This is a genomic window from Caballeronia sp. HLA56 (genome assembly GCF_054655155.1).
This window is the reverse complement of sequence record NZ_BAAHOB010000005.1, coordinates 650,966-673,099: the sequence shown is the minus strand read 5'-3', so window position 1 is coordinate 673,099 and position 22,134 is coordinate 650,966. Positions and strand designations below refer to the sequence as shown.

The window sequence follows — 22,134 nt, the reverse complement described above, 5'->3', positions numbered from 1 at the left end:
CAAACTCAGACGCTCTTGACGCCGAGCCGCTCGCAAACCGTCTTCGACGCCCACGCGCCGTTGAGCGTGTAGAAATGCAAGCCGGGCGCGCCGCCGTCGATCAGACGCTGGCACAGACCCGTCACCACATCGACGCCGAATTCGCGGATCGACTCGCGGTCGTCGCCGTAACTTTCGAGCCGGCGCGCGATCCACTTCGGCACTTCCGCGCCGCACATCTCGGAAAAGCGCATCAACTGCGTGAAGTTGGTGATCGGCATGATGCCCGGCACGATAGGCACATCGACGCCGAGCTTTTTCGCTTCATCGACGAATTCGAAGTAGGCGTCCGCGTTGAAGAAGTACTGCGTGATCGCGGAGTTCGCGCCCGCCTTCACCTTGCGCGCGAAGTTTTCGAGATCGGCGCGCGGCGAACGCGATTGCGGATGAAACTCCGGATACGCCGCCACTTCGATGTTGAACCAGTCGCCGTGCTCCTGGCGAATGAACGCCACGAGTTCGGACGCATAGCGCAACTCGCCGACTTCACCCATGCCCGAAGGCAAGTCGCCGCGCAACGCGACGATATGGCGAATGCCGTGCTCCCGATACTGCGAAAGAATCGCGCGCAGGCTGTCCTTCGACGAGCCGATGCAAGACAGATGCGGCGCCGCTTCGAAGCCTTCCGCGGCCATTTCGAGCACGGTGTCGAGCGTGCCTTGCTGCGTGGAGCCGCCCGCGCCGAACGTCACGGAGACGAACTTCGGCGCGAGCGTTTTCAGTTGCGCGCGCGAGGCGCGCAGTTTGTCCACACCTTCCTGCGTCTTCGGCGGGAAAAACTCGAATGAAAGTTCGATCGGTTTCATGATGGTGTGTGTACGCGCGGCGAGGCGTGGTGTGCGCGGCGTCAGCCGAAGTTGCGCTGTCCGAAGATGAGCGCCGACAGAAGCCACGACACGATGCTATAGAGAATCGAGCCAAAGAACGCGGACCAGAAACCCGTCACCTCGAAGCCTTTCAAGAGCGACGAGCACAGCCAGAAACACAGCGCATTCACCACGAGGATGAAGAGGCCGAGCGTCAGGATGGTCACGGGCAACGTGAGAATGATGAGCACCGGGCGCAGCACTGCGTTGATGAGTCCGAGCACCACGGCCACGATGAGCGCCGTGCCGAAACTGCGGATGTGGATCGACGGCACGAGATAGGTGATGATCAGAAGCGCGAGCGCGTTGATCAGCCATGTCAGCAGCACGGTCATCGAGTGTTCTCCGGTTGATGCAATGTGTCTTTGTACCGCGCACGAACCTCCCGATCCGTGCGCGGCCACGCCGCCGCGTGCCTTGTCAGTAGCGGATTAATAGCGGTAGTGGTTCGGCTTGAACGGACCGTTCTTGTCGACGCCGATATAACCGGCCTGCTCCGTCGAAAGCACCGTCAGTTCCGCGCCGATACGTCCCAGATGCAGACGCGCGACCTTCTCGTCGAGATGCTTCGGCAGCACATACACCTTGTTCTCGTACTTGTCGCCTTGCGTGAACAGTTCGATCTGCGCGAGCGTCTGGTTCGTGAACGAGTTCGACATCACGAACGACGGATGGCCGGTTGCGCAGCCGAGATTCACGAGACGCCCTTCAGCCAGCAGAATGATGCGCTTGCCGTCCGGGAAGATGATGTGATCGACTTGCGGCTTGATGTTGTCCCACGTGTATTGGCGCGTGGAAGCGACATCGATTTCGGAGTCGAAGTGACCGATGTTGCAGACGATGGCGTTGTTGCGCATCGCCTTCATGTGGTCGTGGTTGATGACGTGGTAGTTGCCCGTTGCCGTCACGAAGATATCGGCCTTGTCGGCGGCATATTCCATCGTCACGACGCGGTAGCCTTCCATTGCCGCTTGCAGCGCGCAGATCGGGTCGATCTCCGTGACCCAGACAGTGGCGCCCAGACCGCGCAGCGACTGCGCGCAGCCCTTGCCCACGTCGCCGTAGCCCGCCACGACCGCGATCTTGCCGGCGATCATCACGTCGGTGGCGCGCTTGATGCCATCCACGAGCGATTCGCGGCAGCCGTATAGATTGTCGAACTTCGACTTCGTGACCGAATCGTTCACGTTGATGGCCGGGAACGGCAGACGCCCTTCCTTCTCCATCTGATACAGACGATGCACGCCTGTGGTCGTCTCTTCCGTCACGCCCTGGATGTGCGCGAGGCGCGTGGAGTACCACGTCGGGTCGGCATCGAGGTGCGAAGCGATCGACTTGTACAACGCGACTTCTTCTTCATTCGTCGGCTTGCCGATGACCGAGCGGTCTTTTTCGGCCTTCGAACCGAGGATGAGCAAGAGCGTGGCGTCGCCGCCGTCGTCCAGAATCATGTTGGCGAATTCGCCGTTCGGCCATTCGAAGATGCGGTGCGAGAACTCCCAGTATTCGTCGAGCGATTCGCCCTTGAACGCGAACACCGGCGTGCCGCCCGCGGCAATGGCGGCGGCAGCGTGATCCTGCGTGGAGAAGATGTTGCACGATGCCCAGCGCACGTCGGCGCCGAGTGCGGTCAGCGTTTCGATCAGCACGCCGGTCTGGATGGTCATGTGCAGCGAGCCTGCGACGCGCGCGCCTTTCAGCGGCTGTTGCGCCTTGTATTCCTCGCGCGTCTGGATGAGACCGGGCATCTCCGTTTCGGCGATGTCGAGTTCTTTGCGGCCCCATGCGGCGAGCGACATGTCGGCAACAACGTAATCCTGGGAATTCTTGGAATCGAGAACTGCGGCGTTCATCACGCCCTCCTTTCTAAAAAAGACTAGAAATTTTGACGTGAGCGCCGTTCGATGCGGTGGCTCAGCGGGCTTGTTTATGTGCCTTCGAACCGTCCGATTGAAGCCTCCGAGCCTGGCGGGTGAAACCCGTCGCAACGCTCCTCGGGGGCGAGCGAAGATTGTAGCAAAAGTCGGCGGAATGCGAATGCGGGATTAAGCGCAGTCTGATTGATGGGGGTGACTAAGCGTAGGGGGCGTTCAGGCTTGATCGATCGTTGATTCAGCAGTGCCGGACATCGCCGTGCGGGCGCGTGCGACGAACTGTTGGATGGCCTCGGTGGTCGCCCAATGCTCGTCGAACGGCGTTTCGGCGCCTCCTGCGCGGCTGAAATACAACGCCACGTGGCTCCCCGGATGATAGTGAACGCGAACGCCTTTCCTGGCTTCCAGGCGATAACAACCGTAAATGTCGATGATTGCATTTGAAAGCGCCGAATCCTCGCCGCCATAACGCCGGAAGACTTCATCTGTAGGGAAGCCGCCGAGCGCGAGGAAGGTCGCACGCTGAATCACGAGCGTGCTCGCCACCGTGTCGCTCATGATGTCGGCGTGGCGTTCGAAGTCGGGGAAAGCACGCAGATCGGCGGGAAAGTCGCTGAAATCGGCGCTGAAACGGACTGCGGCTTGCCGAGGCGTGTTTCGCAGATAGAGTGCGGCAGTCGCCAGTGCGCCTGGCTGGTACTCGTCGTCGGCGTCGAGGAACGCAAGAATGGAGTGTGCCGCAAAGTTCGCACCGCGATTGCGCGCCCGAGCCGGACCGCCGTTTTCCGGCATCTGAACCAGTTCGACGCGTCGGTCTTTCAGGGAATAAAACTTCGCAACCGCCGCCGATGCGTCCTGCGAGCCATCGTCTACCACGATGATCTGCGCTGCTTCGGTTTGCAAAAGACAACTATCGAGCGCGCGTGCCAGCGTTTTTGCCGAGTTGAAACACGGAATGATGACTGAGACGCCGGGGTGCTGGGAGACTAGTGACATTTGGCTCGAACCGAAAAATTTGAGCCCGCATTGTCGCAATAGATGCCACGCGAATTGCCCGCGAAAACTCCTAAACAGCGGCGCGTGCGCGTAATTGCCTATATCGGCAGCATGCTCAAAACTGGCGCGAGCAGCACCATCACCACGCCCGCGATCATCATCGTCAAGCTGGCGACAACGCCCTCTTCGTTCCCGAGTTCGCGCGCCTTCGCGGTGCCGACGCCATGCGCCGCCGCGCCGAACAACGCGCCGCGCGCAAGCCGCGTGCGCAGCGGCACCAGCGCCAGCACGATCTCGCCGAAGAGCATGCCGCACACGCCCGTCGCGATGACGAAAAGCGCGGTCAGATCGCGCGGCGCGTGAATCTTGTCGGATACCGCGAGCGCAAATGGCGTCGATATCGAACGCGTCGCGAGACTGCGCTGCAGTTCCGGCGACAGATGCAGCAACTTCGCAAGCGCAATCGACCCGCCGACCGCCACCAGAATGCCAACCGTCACTCCGACGCTCAACGAAATCCAGTGCCGCTTCAGGAGCGACCGGTACTCGTAGATCGGCACCGCGAACGCGACGGTGGCTGGCCCGAGCAGCCACATGAGCCAGCGCGTATCGGCGAAATAAACGGGGTATGGAATGCGCGCCGTCACGACAATCGCCGCAAGCACCGCCGGGACAGTCAGAAGCGGCGTCAGCCACGGACTTTTGAAGCGCGCGTAAAGCCGCTTCGACACGAAGTACAGGACGACGGTCATCACGAAGCATCCGGCAGCGATCAGGCGTGCAGCGTCGTCTTGGAGCAGCGAAGCGTAGAAGTGGCTCATGGCTCAGGCGCGCGCCGCTTGCCGCGCGTTGAGCGCCCGGCGCAGCGCGAGGTGACGCTCCAGGCGCGCCGCCCGATCCACGGCGAACGCCACCGCCACCATCACCATGAGCGTTCCCGCGACGACAACCAGCGCCAAACGCCAGCCTTCTTCCATGAAAAGCCCGCCGTATTGGACCGCCGCCACGGCCGCCGGGATGAAGAACAGCAGCATGTCCGACAGCAGCCAGTCGGCGCCCGCCTTGACCCAGCGCGGCGCCACGCCGCCGCAGAACAGAAGCGCCAACAACGCGACTAGTCCGACGACGCCACCTGGCACCGGCAGCGCCAGCTTGCGCGCGGCCAGGTCCGCGACGAACCAGATCGCCGCGAGCGCCGCCGATTGAATCGCGATGCGCGTCACGCGGGCAAGCGCCATGCGGGCGTTGGCGAAGGCGGATGGGGCGGAAAGAACGGTGGACATGGCGGGCTCGGGGCGAATGACTAGGGTTAACCTGTAGGCGGAGTATAAGTGCACCATTTACATAAAAAAAATGACTTAGCATTATCCAAATCATTCCAATCTGGAATCTCACATGGAATTGCGCGCGTTGAGGTATTTCATTGAGGTGGTCAAGCAAAAGAGCTTCACTGCTGCCGCCGAGCATATGTTCGTCACTCAGCCGACCATCAGCAAAATGGTCAAGTCACTGGAAGACGAGGTCGGCTCGCCGCTTTTACTGCGGGAAGGCCGTCAGATGGTCCTGACCGATGCCGGGCAAATCGTCTATCAGCGTGGCGTCGATGTGCTCGCGGCCCATGCGCGGCTCGAAGCGGAACTGAACGATCTGGGCACGTTCGGGCGCGGCACGCTGACGATCGGCATTCCGCCGATGGGCGGCGCGCTCTTCACGCCAGTCATTGCCGCTTTCAGGGAGCGGTATCCGAAGATCGAGCTGAAGCTGTTCGAGCAAGGCTCGAAGGCGATCGAGGCTGCGTTGATCGAAGGCGAACTCGAACTCGGCGGCGTGCTGCAGCCAGTCGATGCCGAAACGTTCGACGTGCTGCCCGTCAGCCGGCAACTCTTGTGGCTCGTGGCGCAAAAAGGTTCGCGCTGGGACGGTCTGAACGAGGTAGCGCTCGCCGATCTGGCAGCCGAACCCTTTGTGTTCTACGGCGAAAGTCTCGCGCTCAACGACGTCGTGCTGAACGCGTGCCGCGCGGCGGGGTTTGCGCCGACGATCGTCGGTCGCAGCGGGCATTGGGATTTCATGGCGGCGTTGGTACAGGCTGGCATCGGCATCGCGCTGTTGCCCGCGCCTTATTGCGGCCGCCTGGATGCCGAGGCGTTCACCTGCCGGCCGGTCGTCGCGCCCGAGATTCGCTGGGATATGGCCGTCGGCTGGCGGCGCAACGGATATCTGTCGCATGCGGCGCGAGCGTGGATTGAAGTCGCGCGCGAAATACTGCCCGCGAATGTCGATCAGGATTTCATGGCCGATGGCTTTCCGCGGCTGAAGCGTGGCGAGGCGCTGTAATGCGTTGAACGGGAGTTCCCTTGCCTGATGCGCCTGGTGCGCAGTAAAAAAAGCGCCGAACCGCTTCACAGCGGTCCGGCGCTTTTTCAACGCATCGCGCCCGAGATGGCGCGCGACGCTCAGTCGGCTTGCTTGAACTCGATACGTCGATTAGCCATGCGGCCAGCGGCGGTCGAGTTGTCGGCGACCGGATTGGCGTCGCCAAAGCCTTGAGCCGTCAGCGAATCAGAAGGAATGCCGTGCTGAACCAGGTACGAACGCACCGCTTCCGCACGCTTCTTCGACAACTGAAGATTCAGCGCCGCGCCGCCCGTGTTGTCCGAATAGCCTGCGATCTGAAGCTGAATTGGCTTTGCTTGCGTGTCGCAGGCCTTCAGCGCCTTCGCAGATGCAGCGAGCGCCGCCATGGCAACCGGCGGCGGCGTGTTCGAACCCGTGCCGAAGTTGACCGGCTTCAGGTTCAGCGTCTTGACGATAGCCGGAGCCGAGCAGGCATCCGCGTCTTGATTGGCTTGCGCTTCCGATGCCGGAGCCGCAACCGGAGCCGATTGCGTGCCGACCGTCCAGCCGGCGCCGAACAGCGCCTTCAGCTTGTCGACCCAGCCGAGCTTCGGCTCGCTTGCGCCGCCGCTCAGGGTGATCGTGTCGCCGGTAATCTGCAGATCGGCGCCCGGCAGCGTCATCAACGGCAGCAGGCCTTCGAGCTTGTCGAGCCAAGCGGCGGGCTTCGTGTCGGGATCGACGGTCACGTTCGCGTGGAACTTGTCCGCGCCGAGCTTGGCCGACAGCATGTCGATCAGGCGTTGACGTTCCTGCTCGCTGTTCACCGTGGCTTTCAGCGTGGGAATGCCGGAGGCGTCGACCGTCATGGACAGGCTTGCGTCCTTGCCCGGCAAAATGGTCGGCAACGATGCCTGATCGGGCGCCACAGCCGTGGCTTGCGATGCCTGATCGTCACTGGCGCTGGCGCTGGATGCAGATGCGGCGTCGGATGCCGCCGAGGCGTCCGTGCGCGTTTCGGCCGTCACGTCTTTCGACTTGTTTTCGGTCGAACAGCCGCGCGCAACGAGCGCGGCCAGCAACGCGAGGGCAGCGGCGTTGGCAACCCACAGCCATTTGCGGCGCGGACCCTTGTCGTTTGTTTGCGCGGTTTCCACGGCCGGTTCTTGTTCACCATGAATGGGGAACGACGCTGCTTCTTGGGTAGCCGGATGACCGAGATGCGAGGACACCGCCTTCAGCCGCGAGGCCACGCCCGCGAGGAACGCGCCGACTGAGCCGAGCCCCAGCGCATTCGCGAACGAATCCGTCATGTTGGCCCGCACGACCGGCAGTTGATGCCCGAGCAGCGTGGGCAACTGGCCGATATGGCCGTTGTGCTGCGTGAAATAGCGCTTGAGGATACCGAGAATGGTCGCGCCCACGACGCCCGACAACGTGCGCGATGCGCTCGCCGCCACGCCCGTGTATTCGGAAATACGCTCGGCGAGCGCATTGAGATTGTCGTGCGAGGCAATGACGCCATCCACCGTCGAATGGGTGGCGAGGAGCGTTTGCATGCCTTCGTCGTTGAGAACGAAGTGCGGCAGTTCCTCGGCGATATGCGTGTTCACGCCCGGCGACATGACGGATGCAAACAGACTGCGTGCGCCATCCAGCGACGCCGCCTTGTTCATCATCGAGCCGATGAGTGCTGGCGCGCATAGTCCGACGACGCGCCTCGCGGACTCCTGCGTGCAGCCAACGCGTGCAGCCAGGTGTTGCAATACGCTCTCGGTCAAGGCGCCTTGAACGAGTTGATTGAGGTTGATGCTCATTGAGAAGACTTCCAGAAGAGGCCTGTAAACCTCAGGCCATAAGGGTCTCGGCGATTATAGGTTCGGCCTCCTGTCCGTCAGCCGTGGTAGCCAAACAATCGGATTTCTCTCATCCGGTTGGTCTTTAAGAGTTCGCATCAGAAAAATATAGGAATGGTTTAAGACCAAACGCGAGCGCCCGGCCAGATTGAAGCGAGCGGCAGCGCTACAGCTAGTCGGGCGTGCGGCCTATCATCGTTAAATAGAGATAGAGGATCATTTTTGACCACGCGTGTTGCGATTAGCCGACGCAAGCTCGCACGGGAGACACACGATGAACCACGCACCCTTGTTCGAGACACACGAAGTCACGAATCAGTCGCCGCCGCTTGTCGACTACGACGCCTTCGCCGCGGACCGCGCGCTCGTTGCCGCGCTCGAGCGCGAAGGCGCGCATTGGCATGCCGAGGCGCTCCACCGCGACGGCCGCGCGCTTACACAACCGGACGTGCTCGCGCTCGCCGATCTCGCCAACCGGCATACGCCGGAACTGAGCACGCACAGCGCGCGTGGCGAGCGTATCGACGCAATCGAGTTTCATCCGGCCTGGCATGAACTGCTGCGACGTCTGCGGCAAGAAGGTCTGCACGCGCTGCCGTTCGAACCTTCGGCGCGCGCCGGGTCGATGGCCGCGCGCGCCGCCTGTTATTTTCTGCACGGACAACTCGAATCCGGATCGCTGTGTCCGGTCACGATGACCTTCGCGAGCATCCCCGTTTTGCGCAATGAACCCGCGCTTTATGAACGGCTCGCCGCACCGCTCTTGTCGCGCGAGCACGATTCGCGCGACATCGCCCTCGAAGCCGGCAAGCGATCGATGTTGATCGGCATGGGCATGACCGAAAAGCAGGGCGGCTCCGACGTGCGCGGCAATCGCACGCGCGCGCATGCGCTCGGCACACCCGGGCGCGGCGGGGACTATCGGTTAATCGGACACAAGTGGTTTTTCTCGGCGCCGCAGTGCGACGCGCATCTCGTGCTCGCGCGCACGGCGGACGAAGGCGGACTCTCCTGCTTCTACGTGCCGCGCTTTGTGCCCGACGGCCGCAAGAACGCCGTGCACGTGCAGCGTCTGAAGGACAAGCTCGGCAATCGCTCGAACGCGAGCAGCGAAGTCGAGTTTCTCGATGCCTACGGCATGATGATCGGCGATGAAGGACGCGGCGTGCCGACCATCATCGAAATGGCGAACTACACGCGGCTCGATTGCGTGATCGGCAGCGCGGCGTTGATGCGCGCGGCGCTGGTCGAAGCGATCCATCATGCGCGGCATCGCAGCGCGTTTGGCGCGCATCTCGCCGATCAGCCCTTGATGCGCAACGTGCTCGCCGACCTCGCGCTCGAATCGGAAGCCGCGACGGTGCTGTTCATGCGGCTGGCCGGGGCGTTCGAGCAGAGCGCATCGGCGGGAGCGGCGTTGCGCGAACGCGCGTGGCGGCGCATCGTCACGCCTGCGGCGAAGTTCTGGGTCTGCAAGCGCGCGCTCGAATTCACCGGCGAGGCGATGGAAGTCTGGGGCGGCAACGGTTACGTCGAAACCGGGCCGATGGCGAGGTTTTATCGCGAGGCGCCGGTCAATTCGATCTGGGAAGGTTCGGGCAACGTCATGTGTCTAGACGTGCTGCGTGCGTTCGAGCGCGAGCAGGACGCGGCGCACGCACTATTCGACGACTGGCGCGATACGGCAAGCGCGCATCCGGCGCTCGGTGCGGCTTTGCAGACACTCTTGACTAGTTTGACGAGCGATCCGGCGTCGCGCGAGGCATCGGCGCGGCGCATCGCGCAGCAATTGACCTTATGTGCACAAGGCGTATTGCTGGCGAGACATGCGCCGGACGAGGTGGCACAGGCGTTCATCGAAACCCGTTTGGGCGATGCGCGCGGCGAAACCGGCCGCGTGTATGGCACGTTGCCCGCGCGCTTCGATCATGCGGCGATCGTGAGGCGGGCTTTCGAGTTTTAGCGGCGTCCCGCTTCCCTCACCGGCTCCTCGTTCTCCAGCCGATAAACCCAGGCCAGCAGCTCCGCCACCGCCTGATAAAGCGCGGGGGGAATATGCGAATCGAGATCGACCTGCATCAAGAGCGACACCATTTCCGGCGAGTCATGGACATACACGCCCGCTTCCTTCGCGCGCTGCACGATCATTTCCGCGACCACGCCGTAGCCCTTTGCCACGACGCGCGGCGTCGTTTCGCGGCTGCCCGCATCGTAAGTGAGCGCGGTGGCCTGCTTGCGCGAATACAGTGGATTGCTCATGTCACTTCTCCACCCGGCGGCGCGCGGAATAAATGCTCGAGCGGCGAACGCACCGGTTTCGGCGCATCCAGGTCGATGTCGCCCGTGGCGGCGCCCGAGCCATCCATCGAACGCACGCTGAACGACGCCAGCGCGATGCCCGCCGCTTCGAGCTGACGCTGGAACGCGGCGGCATCGGCGGAAAAACGCGATGCGCCCGTATCGCTCGCCCTCAGACGCGCGACCAGCTTGTCGCCGGTCAGCACGAGTTCGGCGTCCACCATGCCGAGCGCGGGCAACGACAACGTGACGCGCGTGCGCCACACGCGTTCCTCGCTGGTATCCACTGCGGGACGCGGCTCTCGCGCCACTTCCCAGTCGAAACGCGTCCCCGGCCACGCTTCGCCCTGCCAGCGGAATTGCTCGTTGGCGAGGATGTCGAGTTGCTGACGCACGACCGTGAGCGTCGCCGGATGAATACCCGCATCGAGCGATGCCTGCAGCGCCGATTCATGCTGGCTCGGCTGCGGCGCGGCGGGCGGCGAAGCGGGCGCGGACGGCGCGCTTTGCGAATTCGACAGCGCCAGCGCGGGCGCATCCCGTACCGATGCCGCGAGCGCCGCCGCTTGCTGCGGCGTTTGCGGCATCGCGACGTTATGCGTTTCGGCGTGCAGATCGGACAGATCGGTTTGTGTCGAGGCAAACGCCGGTGGGCGCGTGTCGTCGAAGGCGGTATCGCGCGCGATGCTTTCGTCGCCCGGCAAATCGAGCGGCAAGGTCAGCGCGCGCGGATCGATGCGCGCCTGCGGTTCGCTCGCGAGCGACGCCGTGCTGCGCTGCCCGGCCATCCATTGCACGAGATGCGACTCGTAGAAGAGGCCGCTTTGCGCCACCGTTTTCGCAAGCTCCGATGCCAGCGCGGACGCCGGCAACGGCGGCAGATTCTGGCTCGCCGCGCGCGCGGCCGCGACAGCGGCGGCATTGGAGGAGAAAGCGGTATCGAAAAGCCCCGTGGTCAGCGCGGCGAACGCGCTCGCGGGACGCGGCGGTGTCGGCCAGAGCGGGGTATCACCGAGAATCGCGGGCGCGGCGCCGCCCAGGCGGGAAATGACATCGAGCGTGCGGGCCACGCTCGACAGTTCGGTTTGCGCGGACGCCACCGGAGCGAGCGTCTGCGCGGATGCGCCCGCCGCGGTTCCGGCGGGCGTCGCGACGGACAAGGAAACGCCCGTCTGCGTGGTCGTCTGGCCGGTCGAACCGGCGTTGGCGCGCAGCGCGGACAGAAGGAGCTCGGTCCGGCTGGCGATAATCGTGGCGATCGCGGAATCGAGTCCTGACATGCCGGCATCCTGGAAAGACCGCGCGCGAGGGCCGGGCCAGACGCCGGAAGAGTTCTCCGTCGCAAGCCGCGTTGTCTAGCGCAGTCCGATCATCTTTTTAAGTACGCGCGCCGGGCTGTTGGTCGTGAAGAGCGCGGAAAGACGCGCGAGGCTCGGCGAACTGAGGTCGCGAATCGCGGCGTCGTCGGCGAGGATCTTCTTCACGAGGTCCAGCTTGCGCGCACGGGCGGTGTCGTCGAGTTCCGAGCCGGTATCCACGTCCTTCAACCGTTCGATCAACTCGCGATACCTGCCCTGCATCGTCTTCAATTCGCTCCACTCGCCACTGCGCGCCGCAGCCAGCATCTGGCCGGACAGCGCAGCAATCGCCTCGTAGTGCGCGAAATATTCGTCTGTGGTATTCATTCTTGTCAGGCAGTCGCCATGGCTGCCGCTCAGACGGCTGCCGCGGTCGTTCTCGCCACTTCCGGTCCAATGCCGACCCACGCCTCTTCGAGCGTAGCCAGCAGATTGTCCACTTCCACGAGCATCGACTCGTCCTGGTTCAGATTCGCTTCCAGGAGCCGGCGTGCCATGTACGAGTACAGCGCGTCCAGACGCAGCGCGACTTCGCCGCCCGCTTCCTTGTTGAGCGCCTGCTGCAACCCGGTCTCGATGATGTTGATCGCCTTGCTGATCGCCGTTCCGCGCGCGCCCACGTTCTTCTGCTGCAAGTGCATCCGCGCCTGTGCAATCGACTGCCGCGCGCCCTGATAGAGCATCACGATCAGCCGGTGCGGGCTCGCTCCCATCACCCCTGTCTGAACGCCGACGCGTGCATATGCGTTGGCTCCCGCCTGTCCTGGGGAATACATCCGTGGTTCTCCTTATGCGATACCGAATGACGCCCGCGGCACGTGGCGCGCGGTGCTCGGACGACGGCGCAAAGGCCGTTTCGTCCGACCGGTAAGAATCGGTGCTGGCGATCGAACCATCGTTCGCCGTGCTGTTATCGAGGTTATCGGAGAATCGCGGCAAAGCTTTAGGGCGCAAGGCTCTGGGGCCGTATCGGCATGATGGGGACGGATTCGAAACGCACGCGCCAGCCACAGCGCGTCACACCGAAATTTGCATGATGTCGTTGTAGGCCGACACGAGCTTGTTGCGTACTTGCAAGCCGAACTGCATGCCGACGTTGGCCTTTTGCATATCGACCATCACGTCGTTGAGCGAAACGTTCGGCGCGCCGATTTCGAACGCGTGCGCTTCGGACAGCGCCTTCGTCTGGTTGTCGCTGATCTTGCTGATCGACGACTGCAGCGCGTCCGCGAACGTGCCCGCGCTCACCGCGCCCGACTGGCCGATTCCCGCGTCCTGTCCGGATACGGCGCCCGTGGCGACCGTGGGGCTGCCGGCGGCCTGCGTCGCCATCGACTGCATTGTGCTCAGCGCGGAGGTGAGCGGATTGATCGGGAAGTTCATGGTGTCTCCGATTGACAAGTAAAGGGCCGGTTCAGCGCCCAAGTGCGAAAGACGCTCGTCGCCGGGTTCGGGGCGGCGTGCGAACGGTCGTCCGAACGCTTTTACCGAGTACGAGAAAGATTAGCAGCGCGGCATTTTCCAAAGCGCTGGAAGAACGGGGGAAACCCGGCTCTATTCGCCGAATCGACTTGCAATCTTCTGCGGATAATCCATCTCGTCAAAAGTCCTCCGGCGCCGCATCACGGGCAGTACGACCGGCCAGAGGGGAACGCAAAAGATTCGGAGCTTCGACGCTAAATGGATACGCCCAACAACTCACTGATCACGCCAGACGCCAGAATGGGCCTGGCAGGCGCGCAGCCTGGCGCCTCGGCGAGCGCCGCGAGCCCCAGCCTCACCGGCGGCGCTGGCGGCGCCGACTTCGGCGGCTTCGCTCAGCGCATGCCGATGCTCTCGCAATTCCGCTCGAACCCGCGCGTGCCGCTCATCATCGCCGTGGCGATCTTGGCGATGGTCGTGGCGGGGCTCGTCATGTGGACGCGCCAGCCCGACTACCGCGTGCTGTTCTCGAATCTCTCCGACCGCGACGGCGGTGCGATCGTCGCCGCGCTCCAGCAGGGCAACATTCCCTACAAGCTCTCCGACGGCGGCGGCGCGATCCTCGTTCCGGCCGAGTCGGTGCACGAAACGCGTCTGCGCCTCGCAAGCCAGGGTTTGCCGAAAAGCGGCTCGGTCGGCTTCGAACTGATGGACAACCAAAAGTTCGGCATTAGCCAGTTCGCGGAGCAGATCAACTACCAGCGCGCGCTCGAAGGCGAACTGGAACGCACCATCGGCGCAATTTCCTCGGTGAAGTCGGCACGCGTGCATCTGGCCATTCCGAAGCCGAGCGTGTTCGTGCGCGACAAGGAACTGCCGACCGCGTCCGTCATGGTCAACCTCTTTCCCGGGCGCGTGCTCGACGAAGGACAGGTTTCGGCGATCGCGCACATGGTGTCGTCGGGCGTGGCGGACATGCCGGTCAAGAACGTGAATATCGTCGATCAGGACGGCAACCTGCTCACGAACCAGAGCGCCGCGAACGGTCTCGACGCATCGCAACTGAAGTACGTGCAGCAGATCGAGCACAACACGCAAAAGCGCATCGACGCCATTCTTTCCCCGCTCTTCGGCGGCGGCAACGCGCATTCGCAAGTGAGCGCGGACATCGACTTCTCGAAGCTCGAACAGACCGCCGAAAGCTACGGCCCGAACGCCAACCCGCAGAACACGTCGATCCGCAGCCAGCAATCGAGCGAATCCAGCGAAACCTCGGGCAGCGGCCCGTCGGGAGTGCCGGGCGCGCTGTCGAACCAGCCGCCGCAGCCGGCATCCGCGCCGGTCACGGGCGGAGCATCGGACGCAACCGGCGCTGCCGCCGCGAAGTCCACGCCGCAGAACCTGCGCAAGGACACGACGACCAATTACGAAGTGGACCGCACGGTGCGCCACTACGAACAGGCGACAGGCGGCATCAAGCGTCTTTCGGTGGCGGTGGTCGTGAACTATCAGCGTCAGGTCGATGCGAAGGGCAACGTCACGATGACGCCGCTCGCCGCCGACAAGCTCGCGCAAGTCCAGCAACTCGTGAAGGACGCGATGGGCTACGACGAGAAGCGCGGCGACTCGGTCAACGTGGTGAACAGCGCGTTCAACTCCGACCAGAACGTGACGCCCGATGTGCCGTGGTGGCGCACGCCGGACATGATCATGCGCGGTATCCAATTGGCGAAGTACGTGGGCATCGGCATCGTCGCACTGTTCCTGTACTTCAGCATGGTGAAGCCGGCAATGCGCCGCGCCTTCCCCGTGCCGGAACCGGCGGCGCCCTCGCTCAACGCGCCAGACGAACTCTCGCTGCTCGACGGCCCGACGCTCGAAGGCGGCGCCAAGAATGACGATGATGACAAGGATGCCGAGGTAAGTCTCCTCGGTCATGAAAGCAACAAGGCCAAGTTCGATCGCAATCTCGACTACGCGCGTATGGTGGCGCGTCAGGACGCGAGAATCGTGGCGACGGTCGTGAAGAACTGGGTGTCCGATGAACGCTGAAGGTCTCAATAAAGCCGCGCTCCTCCTGATGTCGATCGGCGAGGAAGAAGCCGCCGAAGTTTTCAAGTATCTCGCTCCGCGCGAGGTGCAGAAGATCGGCGCGACCATGGCGGCGCTCAAGAACGTGACGCGCGAGCAGCTCGACAACGTGCTGACCGAATTCGTCAGCGAAGCGGAGCAGCACACCGCGTTGTCGCTCGATTCGAGCGAGTACATCCGCTCGGTGCTCACGAAGGCGCTCGGCGAAACCAAGGCTGGCGCGCTCATCGACCGGATTCTGCAAGGCAGCGATACGAGCGGTATCGAAGGTCTGAAGTGGATGGACTCGGGCGCGGTCGCGGAACTCATCAAGAACGAGCATCCGCAGATCATCGCGACGATCCTCGTGCACCTGGACCGCGATCAGGCTTCGGAAATCGTCTCGCTGCTCAACGACCGTCTGCGTAACGACGTGCTGCTGCGTATCGCCACGCTCGACGGTATTCAGCCCGCCGCGTTGCGCGAACTCGACGATGTGCTGACCACGCTTCTCTCCGGCAGCGACAACCTGAAGCGCGCGCCGATGGGCGGTATCCGCACGGCGGCCGAGATTCTCAACTTCATGTCGAGCAACCATGAAGAGGGCGTGATCAACAACGTCAAGGAATACGACGTGGAACTCGCGCAGAAGATCATCGACCAGATGTTCGTGTTCGAGAACCTGCTCGACCTGGAAGACCGCGCGATCCAGTTGCTGCTGAAGGAAGTGGAATCCGAAACGCTGATCGTCTCGCTCAAGGGCGCGCAGCCCGCGTTGCGTCAGAAGTTCCTGTCGAACATGTCGCAACGCGCGGCCGAATTGCTTGCGGAAGACCTCGATTCGCGCGGTCCGGTGCGTGTGTCGGAAGTCGAGCAGCAGCAACGCAAGGTGCTTCAGGTGGTGCGTAATCTGGCGGAGAACGGCCAGATTCAATTAGGCGGCAAGGCAGAGGATGCATATGTCTAATCCGGCCCAGAACCCGAAGGCGCCGCTCTCCGCGTATCAACGCTGGGAGATGGCTTCGTTCGATCCCGTCACCGTGGACCACAGCGCGGCGGATCAGGCAGCGCTCGAAGCGCATTTGCGCCGCGTCGAGGAAGACGCGCATGCGCAAGGTCTCGCCACGGGTCATGTGGCTGGACAGGCGATCGGGTATCAGGCCGGTTTCGAACAAGGTCACGCCAAGGGTTTCGAGGACGGCCGCAAGGAAGCGCTCGCCGAAGCGGCGCGTCTCGCGGAAATCGCCGATGCGTTCAGGATCGCGCTGCAAGCCGCCGATGCCGCCATCGCGGAAACGCTCGCCACGCTCGCGGTCGATATCGCGCAGCAAGTGGTGCGGCAGCATCTGGCGCACGATCCGACGGCGCTCGTCACCGTGGCGCGCGAAGTGATCGCGGCCGAGCCAGAACTCACGGGATCGCCGACGCTGATCGTGAATCCCGCCGATTTGCCTATCGTCGATGCGTACTTGCAGGAAGAACTCGGCGCGGCTGGCTGGATGGTGCGGCCAGACCCGCTCGTGGAACGCGGCGGCTGCCGCGCGCACGCGGCGAGCGGCGAAATCGATTCGACCAATGCGTCGCGCTGGGAGCGTGTCGCGGCGGCATTGGGGAGGAACAAGCCGTGGTAAATAGCGCAATGACGCATCGCATCACGCAGGACGGACTGAGCGAGCTGGAGCAGGAAATCGCACGCGCGTCGTTCGGGCCGGAGGCTGTCGTCGAGGAAGAATCGCCGGAGGAACTCGCTGCGCGGACCATCGCGGAACTCGCGAACATGGCGGGCAATCCGCATATCGACGCCTGGCGCGACAAGCTCGACGCCCTCAAGGCGCGCACCGCGATCGCCAAGCCGCTGCGTCCGTGCGGACGTCTCACGCGCGCCGCCGGCCTCGTGCTCGAAGCGGTCGGCCTGAAGATGGGCGTCGGTTCCGAATGCATGATCGAACTGCCGCCGGGCAGCGCCATTCCGACCGCCGAAGCCGAAGTCGTCGGCTTCGCGGGCGACAAACTCTTTTTGATGCCGACCACGGAAATGGCCGGCCTCTTGCCCGGCGCGCGCGTGTATCCGCTGGAAAGCGCGCCGATCAACGATCCGATGGCAGGCGCAAAACGTCTGCCGGTCGGCTGGGAGATGCTCGGCCGCGTGGTCGATGCATCCGGCCGTCCGCTCGACGGACTTGGCCCGCTCGGCGCAAAAGTCGATGCGCCGTTGTCATCGCCGGTCATCAACCCGCTGAATCGCGAGCCGATTCACAAAGTGCTGGACGTCGGCGTGCGCGCAATCAATTCGCTGCTGACGGTTGGACGCGGCCAGCGCATGGGCCTGTTCGCGGGCTCGGGCGTCGGTAAATCGGTGCTGCTCGGCACGATGGCGCGCTACACGAGCGCGGAAGTGATCGTGATCGGACTGATCGGCGAACGCGGCCGCGAAGTGAAGGAATTCATCGAACAGATTCTGGGCGAAGACGGTCTCGCGCGTTCAGTCGTCGTGGCCGCGCCGGCCGACGTTTCGCCGGTCCTGCGCATGCAGGGCGCGACTTACGCGACTTCGCTCGCCGAATATTTCCGCGATCAGGGCAAGCATGTGTTGCTGCTCATGGATTCGCTGACCCGTTACGCGATGGCGCAGCGCGAGATCGCACTTGCGATTGGCGAGCCGCCCGCGACCAAGGGTTACCCGCCGTCGGTGTTCGCCAAGCTGCCCGCGCTCGTCGAGCGTACCGGCAATGGCCCGGAAGGCGGCGGTTCGATCACCGCGTTCTACACCGTGCTCACCGAAGGCGACGACCAGCAAGATCCGATCGCCGATTCGGCCCGCGCCATTCTCGACGGCCATATCGTGCTGAACCGCTCGCTTGCCGAGGCGGGACATTATCCGGCTATCGATATCGAACAGTCGATCAGCCGCGCGATGACCGCGCTCATCGACGACAAGCATCTCGAACACGTGCGCCTTTTCAAGCAGATGCTTTCGCGTTATCAGCGCAATCGCGATCTGATTAACGTGGGCGCGTATTCCAGCGGCCGCGATGCCCTGCTCGACCGGGCCATCGCGCTTTATCCGCGAATGGAGTCGTTTTTACAGCAAGGCTTTCGCGAGCAGGCGAATTTCGAACCGAGTCTTGATTTATTGCATCAACTTTTCAACTAGTATTTGCAGCCGCACCTATATTTGTCATAAGTTATTAAAAAAACCGCGCGACCACAGAGACCAACTCGTCCATGTCAAAGAATCTGCCGATCAACACCCTGATCGAACTCGCTCAGGAAGAACTCGACGCCGCGACCAAGAAGCTGGGCAAGCTTCAGCAGGAGCGCAACGAAATCGAGGGGCAACTCAATTCGCTCGTGACGTATCGCGACGAATATCACGCGCGTTTCACGGCGTCGGCGCAGCAAGGCACGACGGCGCAGACGCTGCGTAACTTCCAGGCGTTCGTCGACACGCTGGACTCGGCGATTGCGCAACAGCGCACGTTGCTCGTGATGGCCGACCAGCGCATCGAGGCGGCGAAGCCGGAATGGCGTCTCAAGAAGCAGAAGGTCGGCAGCTACGAGGTGCTCGCGGCGCGCGGCGAGGCGTTGCTCGCCAAGAAGGCGGCGCGCGTGGAACAGCGCGAATCGGACGAGCACGCGGCCAAGGCGCTGCGCATGCGCGCCGAACGCGCCTGAATTTAACTACCGGACTTTTTCGAGGTAACGCATGTCCTCCGTTTCTTCCATCGGCGCGCAGTCGGGCGTTTCGTCATCTTCGGCTGCCAAAAAGCGTGCAGCGGACGCAGGCGCGTCGTTCGGCCTGACGCTGCAGAGCATGACCGACAAGGCCAATGCCGACGCACAGGCAGCCAAGGCGCTGGCGGCGTCGTCCTTGTCTTCGTCCACTGCGGCCAAGTCGAGCGTGCATGACGTGCCGAAGTCCGACGACACCGCGAGCGCCAGCAAGTCGGACGACGCGAGCGACGTGAAGAAGAGCGATAGCGCGACAGACACGCAGGCGTCGTCGTCGGCCGACAAGAGCGGCAAGACGGATTCGACGAAGGAGGCATCGAAGCCTTCGGGCAAGACCGAAACGGCGGATGCGTCCAAGCCTGCCGCCCCGGCAAAGCCCGCGAAAGCGACGGATGCCGCCGATGCGGCCGAGCGCGCGGACGCCGCCGAAGCTGCGAATACCACCGTGTCCGACGTGACCGATGCGGCCGCGACGGCGGTTGCATCGACGGATGACGACAAGACCGCGACCGGCGACACGCACAAGAGCGGCGACGCCAAGTCCGCGCAAGATGCGCTGCAGGCCGCGCTCGCCGCGATGAACAACGTGCCGGCGAATGCCGTGCCGATGAACGCAGCGGCATCGGCGCATGCGGGCGCGGGCGCGGCCACGGGCGCTGGAAAGAGTGACGAGCCGTCGGGCGGCATGGTCGGCGAAGGATCGAAGGGTAATCGCTCGGGCGGCCTGCTCAACGCGCTCGCCGGCGATGCCAGGGACAACGCGGCGCCGGCGACGACCGCGGCACTGGCAAGCGATGCGGCAGCGGTTCAGGCCGCGCTGACCCCACAAGCCGATGCGGGCAGCGCGGCGTACAAAGCCATCTCGCAGCAAGCCGATGCAGCGGCGCGCGCGGTGGCGATGCAATCGGCATCGGCGGGGTCGGCGGTATCGAGTGCGCAAGGCGAGATGACGGCGGCGACCAGCGCGGCGATAGCGCCGCACGTGGGCGCTGGCGGCTGGGACGATGCGTTCAGCCAGAAAGTCGTGTTCCTCTCGAATTCGCAGCAACAGAGCGCGGAGTTGACGCTCAATCCGAAGGATCTCGGCCCGTTGCAGGTCACTCTGCAGGTTTCCGAGAATCACGCGCACGCGCTCTTCGTGTCGCAGCATGCGCAGGTGCGCGAAGCGGTCGAAGCCGCGATGCCGAAGCTGCGCGAGGCGATGGAAGCCAACGGTATCAGCTTAGGCTCCACCAGCGTTTCGGATGGATTCGCGCGCCAGTCGTCGCAACAGGACCGCGGCGAGGGCCGCTCGTCGTCGGGCAACGGACGCGGCGTGGGCGGTGTTGGCGGCGTCGGCGGTAGCGATTCGGGCGTGGCAAGCACGGTGACGATGCCGGTGCGGCGCACGGTCGGGTTGGTGGATACGTTTGCTTGATGGCTTGACGGGACAAGCGGTGCGCTAGCCGTTTGGCGGCGGCGCGCCTTTCCTCGCCGCAAAAAGCAGCTTTAGGCCTTTCGAGGCGTAAAGCTGCTTTTTTGTTGGTGTCCACGCGGCGATCAGACCACGTCAAAGCACGAGAATCACCACCCGCGCCGCCCGATGCCCCGTAAAACCGCTGTCGCGCCGCGAATCTTTAACCCACGAGTTAGCCCCAAATCCCCCCTCTTTTCGCCCCATCGCTCAACGGCGTTATAGCCAACAATTCAACCTATCGAAAGAGGGCAAGAATTCATGGCTACCACCACTGCAAATCCGAAAGACATCGTTCCCGCGAAGAGCGGCAAGCTCAAGAAGACTCTGATCATCGCCATTGGCGCGGTCGTTCTGCTGGGTGCTGGCGCCGGCGGCGCTTACTTCATGCTCGGCAAGCAGCCTCACGGCCCCGCCAAGCCCGCACCGGTGCCGCCGCCCGTGTTCTTCCCGCTCGATTCGCTGACCGTCAACCTGCAAGCCGACGACGGCATCATGCACTACCTGCGCGTCGGTCTGTCGCTCAAGCTCGCGGACGAAAAGGCTCAGGTGCAGATCACCGAACGCATGCCTGAGATCCGCAGCCGCGTGCTGATGCTCATCTCCGGCAAGCACCCCGAAGAGATGGCGACCGTCGAAGGCAAGCGCAAGCTCGCCGACGAACTGCGCGAAGCCGTCGAGAAGGCCGCCAGCGCGCCGGATCATCCCGCCCACGTCGAAGAAGTGTTGTTCACCGAATTCGTCGTGCAGTAAGCCCGCGCACCAGATTCAAGGAAACGGAAAAGAGTCATGGGCCACGAAGAGTTCATGTCGCAGGAGGAGGTCGATGCCCTCCTCAAGGGCGTCACCGGCGAAGTCGATCAGGTCTCAGACGACAGCAAGCCCGCCGGCGTTCGTCCTTACAACATCGCGACGCAGGAACGCATTGTCCGCGGCCGGATGCCCGGCCTCGAAATCATCAACGACCGCTTCGCGCGCCTGTTGCGCGTGGGCATCTTCAATTTCATGCGGCGTTCGGCGGAAATCTCCGTCGGCCCGGTGAAGGTGCAGAAGTACAGCGAATTCACGCGCAATCTGCCGATCCCGACCAACCTCAACCTGGTCCATGTGAAGCCTCTGCGCGGCACGTCGCTGTTCGTGTTCGATCCGAACCTCGTGTTCTTCGTGGTCGACAACCTCTTCGGCGGCGACGGGCGTTTCCATACGCGCGTCGAAGGCCGCGAGTTCACGCAGACCGAGCAACGCATCATCCACAAGCTGCTCACGCTGGTATTCGAGCACTACTCCGCTTCGTGGAAGAGCGTGCGTCCGCTGCAGTTCGAATTCATGCGCTCGGAAATGCACACGCAGTTCGCGAACGTGGCGACGCCGAATGAAATCGTCATCGTGACGCAGTTCACCATCGAATTCGGTTCGACGGGCGGCACGCTGCATATCTGCATGCCCTACTCGATGATCGAGCCGATTCGCGATCAGCTCTCCTCGCCGATTCAGGGCGAAGCGCTCGAAGTGGATCGCCGCTGGGTGCGCGTGCTCTCGCAGCAAGTGCAATCGGCGGAAGTGGAACTGACAGTGGAACTCGCCGAGATCCGTTCGTCGTTCGAAAGGCTGCTCAACATGCGCAAGGGCGACGTGCTGCCGATCGACGTGCCCGAGCATGTCGTCGCCAAGGTGGACGGCGTGCCGGTGATGGAATGCGGCTACGGAATTTTCAATGGTCAATACGCGCTGCGCGTGCAGAAAATGGTCAGCGCGTCGGACAACATGAAGGAAGGTGGATATGAGTGATCTCTTGCAGGAAGGCACACTGCCCGGCTCGACCGGCGTGGGCGA

At 63.3% G+C, this 22,134-nt stretch carries 22 protein-coding genes and 1 riboswitch; of the genes, 10 read left to right on the top strand and 12 right to left on the bottom strand.

Annotated elements, in window-relative coordinates; translation table 11 throughout:
• Window positions 1–5: 5 nt before the first annotated feature.
• The 6 genes from metF to ACYQ47_RS22570 form a co-directional block, all read right to left on the bottom strand.
• Window positions 6–845, bottom strand: a complete 840-nt coding sequence (metF, locus tag ACYQ47_RS22595; protein ID WP_244826520.1) for a methylenetetrahydrofolate reductase [NAD(P)H] — start codon at window positions 843–845, stop codon at window positions 6–8.
• Window positions 846–886: 41 nt separating this feature from the next.
• Window positions 887–1,240, bottom strand: a complete 354-nt coding sequence (locus tag ACYQ47_RS22590; RefSeq protein WP_244826521.1) for a phage holin family protein — start codon at window positions 1,238–1,240, stop codon at window positions 887–889.
• A 96-nt stretch (window positions 1,241–1,336) separates the two neighbouring features.
• Window positions 1,337–2,758 carry an adenosylhomocysteinase gene (gene ahcY / locus ACYQ47_RS22585; RefSeq protein WP_250466021.1) on the bottom strand — a complete coding sequence of 474 codons (1,422 nt, stop codon included), beginning with the start codon at window positions 2,756–2,758 and terminating at the stop codon, window positions 1,337–1,339.
• 32 nt (window positions 2,759–2,790) lie between these two features.
• Window positions 2,791–2,907, bottom strand: a riboswitch (S-adenosyl-L-homocysteine riboswitch).
• Between the two features lie 88 nt (window positions 2,908–2,995).
• A complete protein-coding gene (locus ACYQ47_RS22580; protein ID WP_459907007.1) occupies window positions 2,996–3,775 on the bottom strand; it encodes a glycosyltransferase family 2 protein in 780 nt (259 codons plus the stop codon).
• Between the two features lie 98 nt (window positions 3,776–3,873).
• On the bottom strand, window positions 3,874–4,596 hold the full coding sequence (locus ACYQ47_RS22575; protein WP_459907005.1) for an LrgB family protein: 723 nt from the start codon (window positions 4,594–4,596) through the stop codon (window positions 3,874–3,876).
• Window positions 4,597–4,599: 3 nt separating this feature from the next.
• A complete protein-coding gene (locus tag ACYQ47_RS22570) occupies window positions 4,600–5,058 on the bottom strand; it encodes a CidA/LrgA family protein (RefSeq protein ID WP_250509630.1) in 459 nt (152 codons plus the stop codon).
• A gap of 112 nt (window positions 5,059–5,170) precedes the next feature.
• Between ACYQ47_RS22570 and ACYQ47_RS22565 the strand changes: the two genes are divergently transcribed.
• Complete coding sequence (locus ACYQ47_RS22565) at window positions 5,171–6,112, top strand: LysR family transcriptional regulator (protein WP_250466025.1); 942 nt, start codon at window positions 5,171–5,173, stop codon at window positions 6,110–6,112.
• 119 nt (window positions 6,113–6,231) lie between these two features.
• Here the strand turns inward: ACYQ47_RS22565 and ACYQ47_RS22560 are convergent, their stop codons facing one another.
• Window positions 6,232–7,929, bottom strand: coding sequence for an OmpA family protein (locus ACYQ47_RS22560; protein ID WP_459907002.1), 1,698 nt, complete (start codon window positions 7,927–7,929; stop codon window positions 6,232–6,234).
• 313 nt (window positions 7,930–8,242) lie between these two features.
• Here ACYQ47_RS22560 and ACYQ47_RS22555 point away from each other — a divergent pair, with 313 nt between their 5' ends.
• Window positions 8,243–9,931: an isovaleryl-CoA dehydrogenase gene (locus ACYQ47_RS22555; protein ID WP_459907000.1), complete on the top strand. Its 1,689-nt coding sequence runs from the start codon at window positions 8,243–8,245 to the stop codon at window positions 9,929–9,931.
• Here ACYQ47_RS22555 and ACYQ47_RS22550 read toward each other — a convergent pair.
• The 5 genes from ACYQ47_RS22550 to fliE all read right to left on the bottom strand — a co-directional run bounded on the left by ACYQ47_RS22550 (window position 9,928) and on the right by fliE (window position 13,007).
• Window positions 9,928–10,227: an EscU/YscU/HrcU family type III secretion system export apparatus switch protein gene (locus tag ACYQ47_RS22550; protein ID WP_244826529.1), complete on the bottom strand. Its 300-nt coding sequence runs from the start codon at window positions 10,225–10,227 to the stop codon at window positions 9,928–9,930. The two genes, ACYQ47_RS22555 and ACYQ47_RS22550, sit on opposite strands and share 4 nt — an antisense overlap.
• Window positions 10,224–11,546 (bottom strand): flagellar hook-length control protein FliK, encoded by a 1,323-nt coding sequence (fliK, locus tag ACYQ47_RS22545; RefSeq protein WP_459906997.1) that lies wholly within the window; start codon window positions 11,544–11,546, stop codon window positions 10,224–10,226. Before fliK ends, ACYQ47_RS22550 begins: the two co-directional genes overlap by 4 nt.
• Before the next feature lie 75 nt (window positions 11,547–11,621).
• Window positions 11,622–11,951, bottom strand: coding sequence for a flagellar protein FliT (locus ACYQ47_RS22540; protein WP_244826531.1), 330 nt, complete (start codon window positions 11,949–11,951; stop codon window positions 11,622–11,624).
• Window positions 11,952–11,980: 29 nt separating this feature from the next.
• The gene (fliS, locus tag ACYQ47_RS22535; protein WP_244826532.1) at window positions 11,981–12,400 is read right to left on the bottom strand and encodes a flagellar export chaperone FliS; all 420 of its coding nucleotides are present in this window, start codon (window positions 12,398–12,400) and stop codon (window positions 11,981–11,983) included.
• Between the two features lie 241 nt (window positions 12,401–12,641).
• Window positions 12,642–13,007, bottom strand: a complete 366-nt coding sequence (gene fliE, locus ACYQ47_RS22530) for a flagellar hook-basal body complex protein FliE (protein WP_244826533.1) — start codon at window positions 13,005–13,007, stop codon at window positions 12,642–12,644.
• A gap of 297 nt (window positions 13,008–13,304) precedes the next feature.
• Here fliE and fliF point away from each other — a divergent pair, with 297 nt between their 5' ends.
• From fliF to fliM, 8 genes are all read left to right on the top strand, one after another.
• Window positions 13,305–15,098: a flagellar basal-body MS-ring/collar protein FliF gene (gene fliF / locus ACYQ47_RS22525; RefSeq protein WP_244826534.1), complete on the top strand. Its 1,794-nt coding sequence runs from the start codon at window positions 13,305–13,307 to the stop codon at window positions 15,096–15,098.
• Window positions 15,088–16,083 (top strand): flagellar motor switch protein FliG, encoded by a 996-nt coding sequence (fliG, locus tag ACYQ47_RS22520; RefSeq protein ID WP_244826535.1) that lies wholly within the window; start codon window positions 15,088–15,090, stop codon window positions 16,081–16,083. The genes fliF and fliG overlap by 11 nt, the downstream gene beginning before the upstream one ends.
• Entirely contained in the window at window positions 16,076–16,747 is a 672-nt protein-coding gene (fliH, locus tag ACYQ47_RS22515; protein WP_250466034.1) for a flagellar assembly protein FliH, read from the top strand. Before fliG ends, fliH begins: the two co-directional genes overlap by 8 nt.
• A gap of 8 nt (window positions 16,748–16,755) precedes the next feature.
• Window positions 16,756–18,270 carry a flagellar protein export ATPase FliI gene (gene fliI, locus ACYQ47_RS22510; RefSeq protein ID WP_250466294.1) on the top strand — a complete coding sequence of 505 codons (1,515 nt, stop codon included), beginning with the start codon at window positions 16,756–16,758 and terminating at the stop codon, window positions 18,268–18,270.
• A gap of 71 nt (window positions 18,271–18,341) precedes the next feature.
• Window positions 18,342–18,791 carry a flagellar export protein FliJ gene (gene fliJ / locus ACYQ47_RS22505; protein ID WP_459906992.1) on the top strand — a complete coding sequence of 150 codons (450 nt, stop codon included), beginning with the start codon at window positions 18,342–18,344 and terminating at the stop codon, window positions 18,789–18,791.
• Between the two features lie 31 nt (window positions 18,792–18,822).
• Window positions 18,823–20,265: a flagellar hook-length control protein FliK gene (locus tag ACYQ47_RS22500; RefSeq protein ID WP_250509634.1), complete on the top strand. Its 1,443-nt coding sequence runs from the start codon at window positions 18,823–18,825 to the stop codon at window positions 20,263–20,265.
• 297 nt (window positions 20,266–20,562) lie between these two features.
• The gene (fliL, locus tag ACYQ47_RS22495; RefSeq protein ID WP_244826542.1) at window positions 20,563–21,054 is read left to right on the top strand and encodes a flagellar basal body-associated protein FliL; all 492 of its coding nucleotides are present in this window, start codon (window positions 20,563–20,565) and stop codon (window positions 21,052–21,054) included.
• A 36-nt stretch (window positions 21,055–21,090) separates the two neighbouring features.
• Window positions 21,091–22,089 (top strand): flagellar motor switch protein FliM, encoded by a 999-nt coding sequence (gene fliM, locus ACYQ47_RS22490; RefSeq protein WP_244826543.1) that lies wholly within the window; start codon window positions 21,091–21,093, stop codon window positions 22,087–22,089.
• Window positions 22,090–22,134 lie beyond the last annotated feature (45 nt).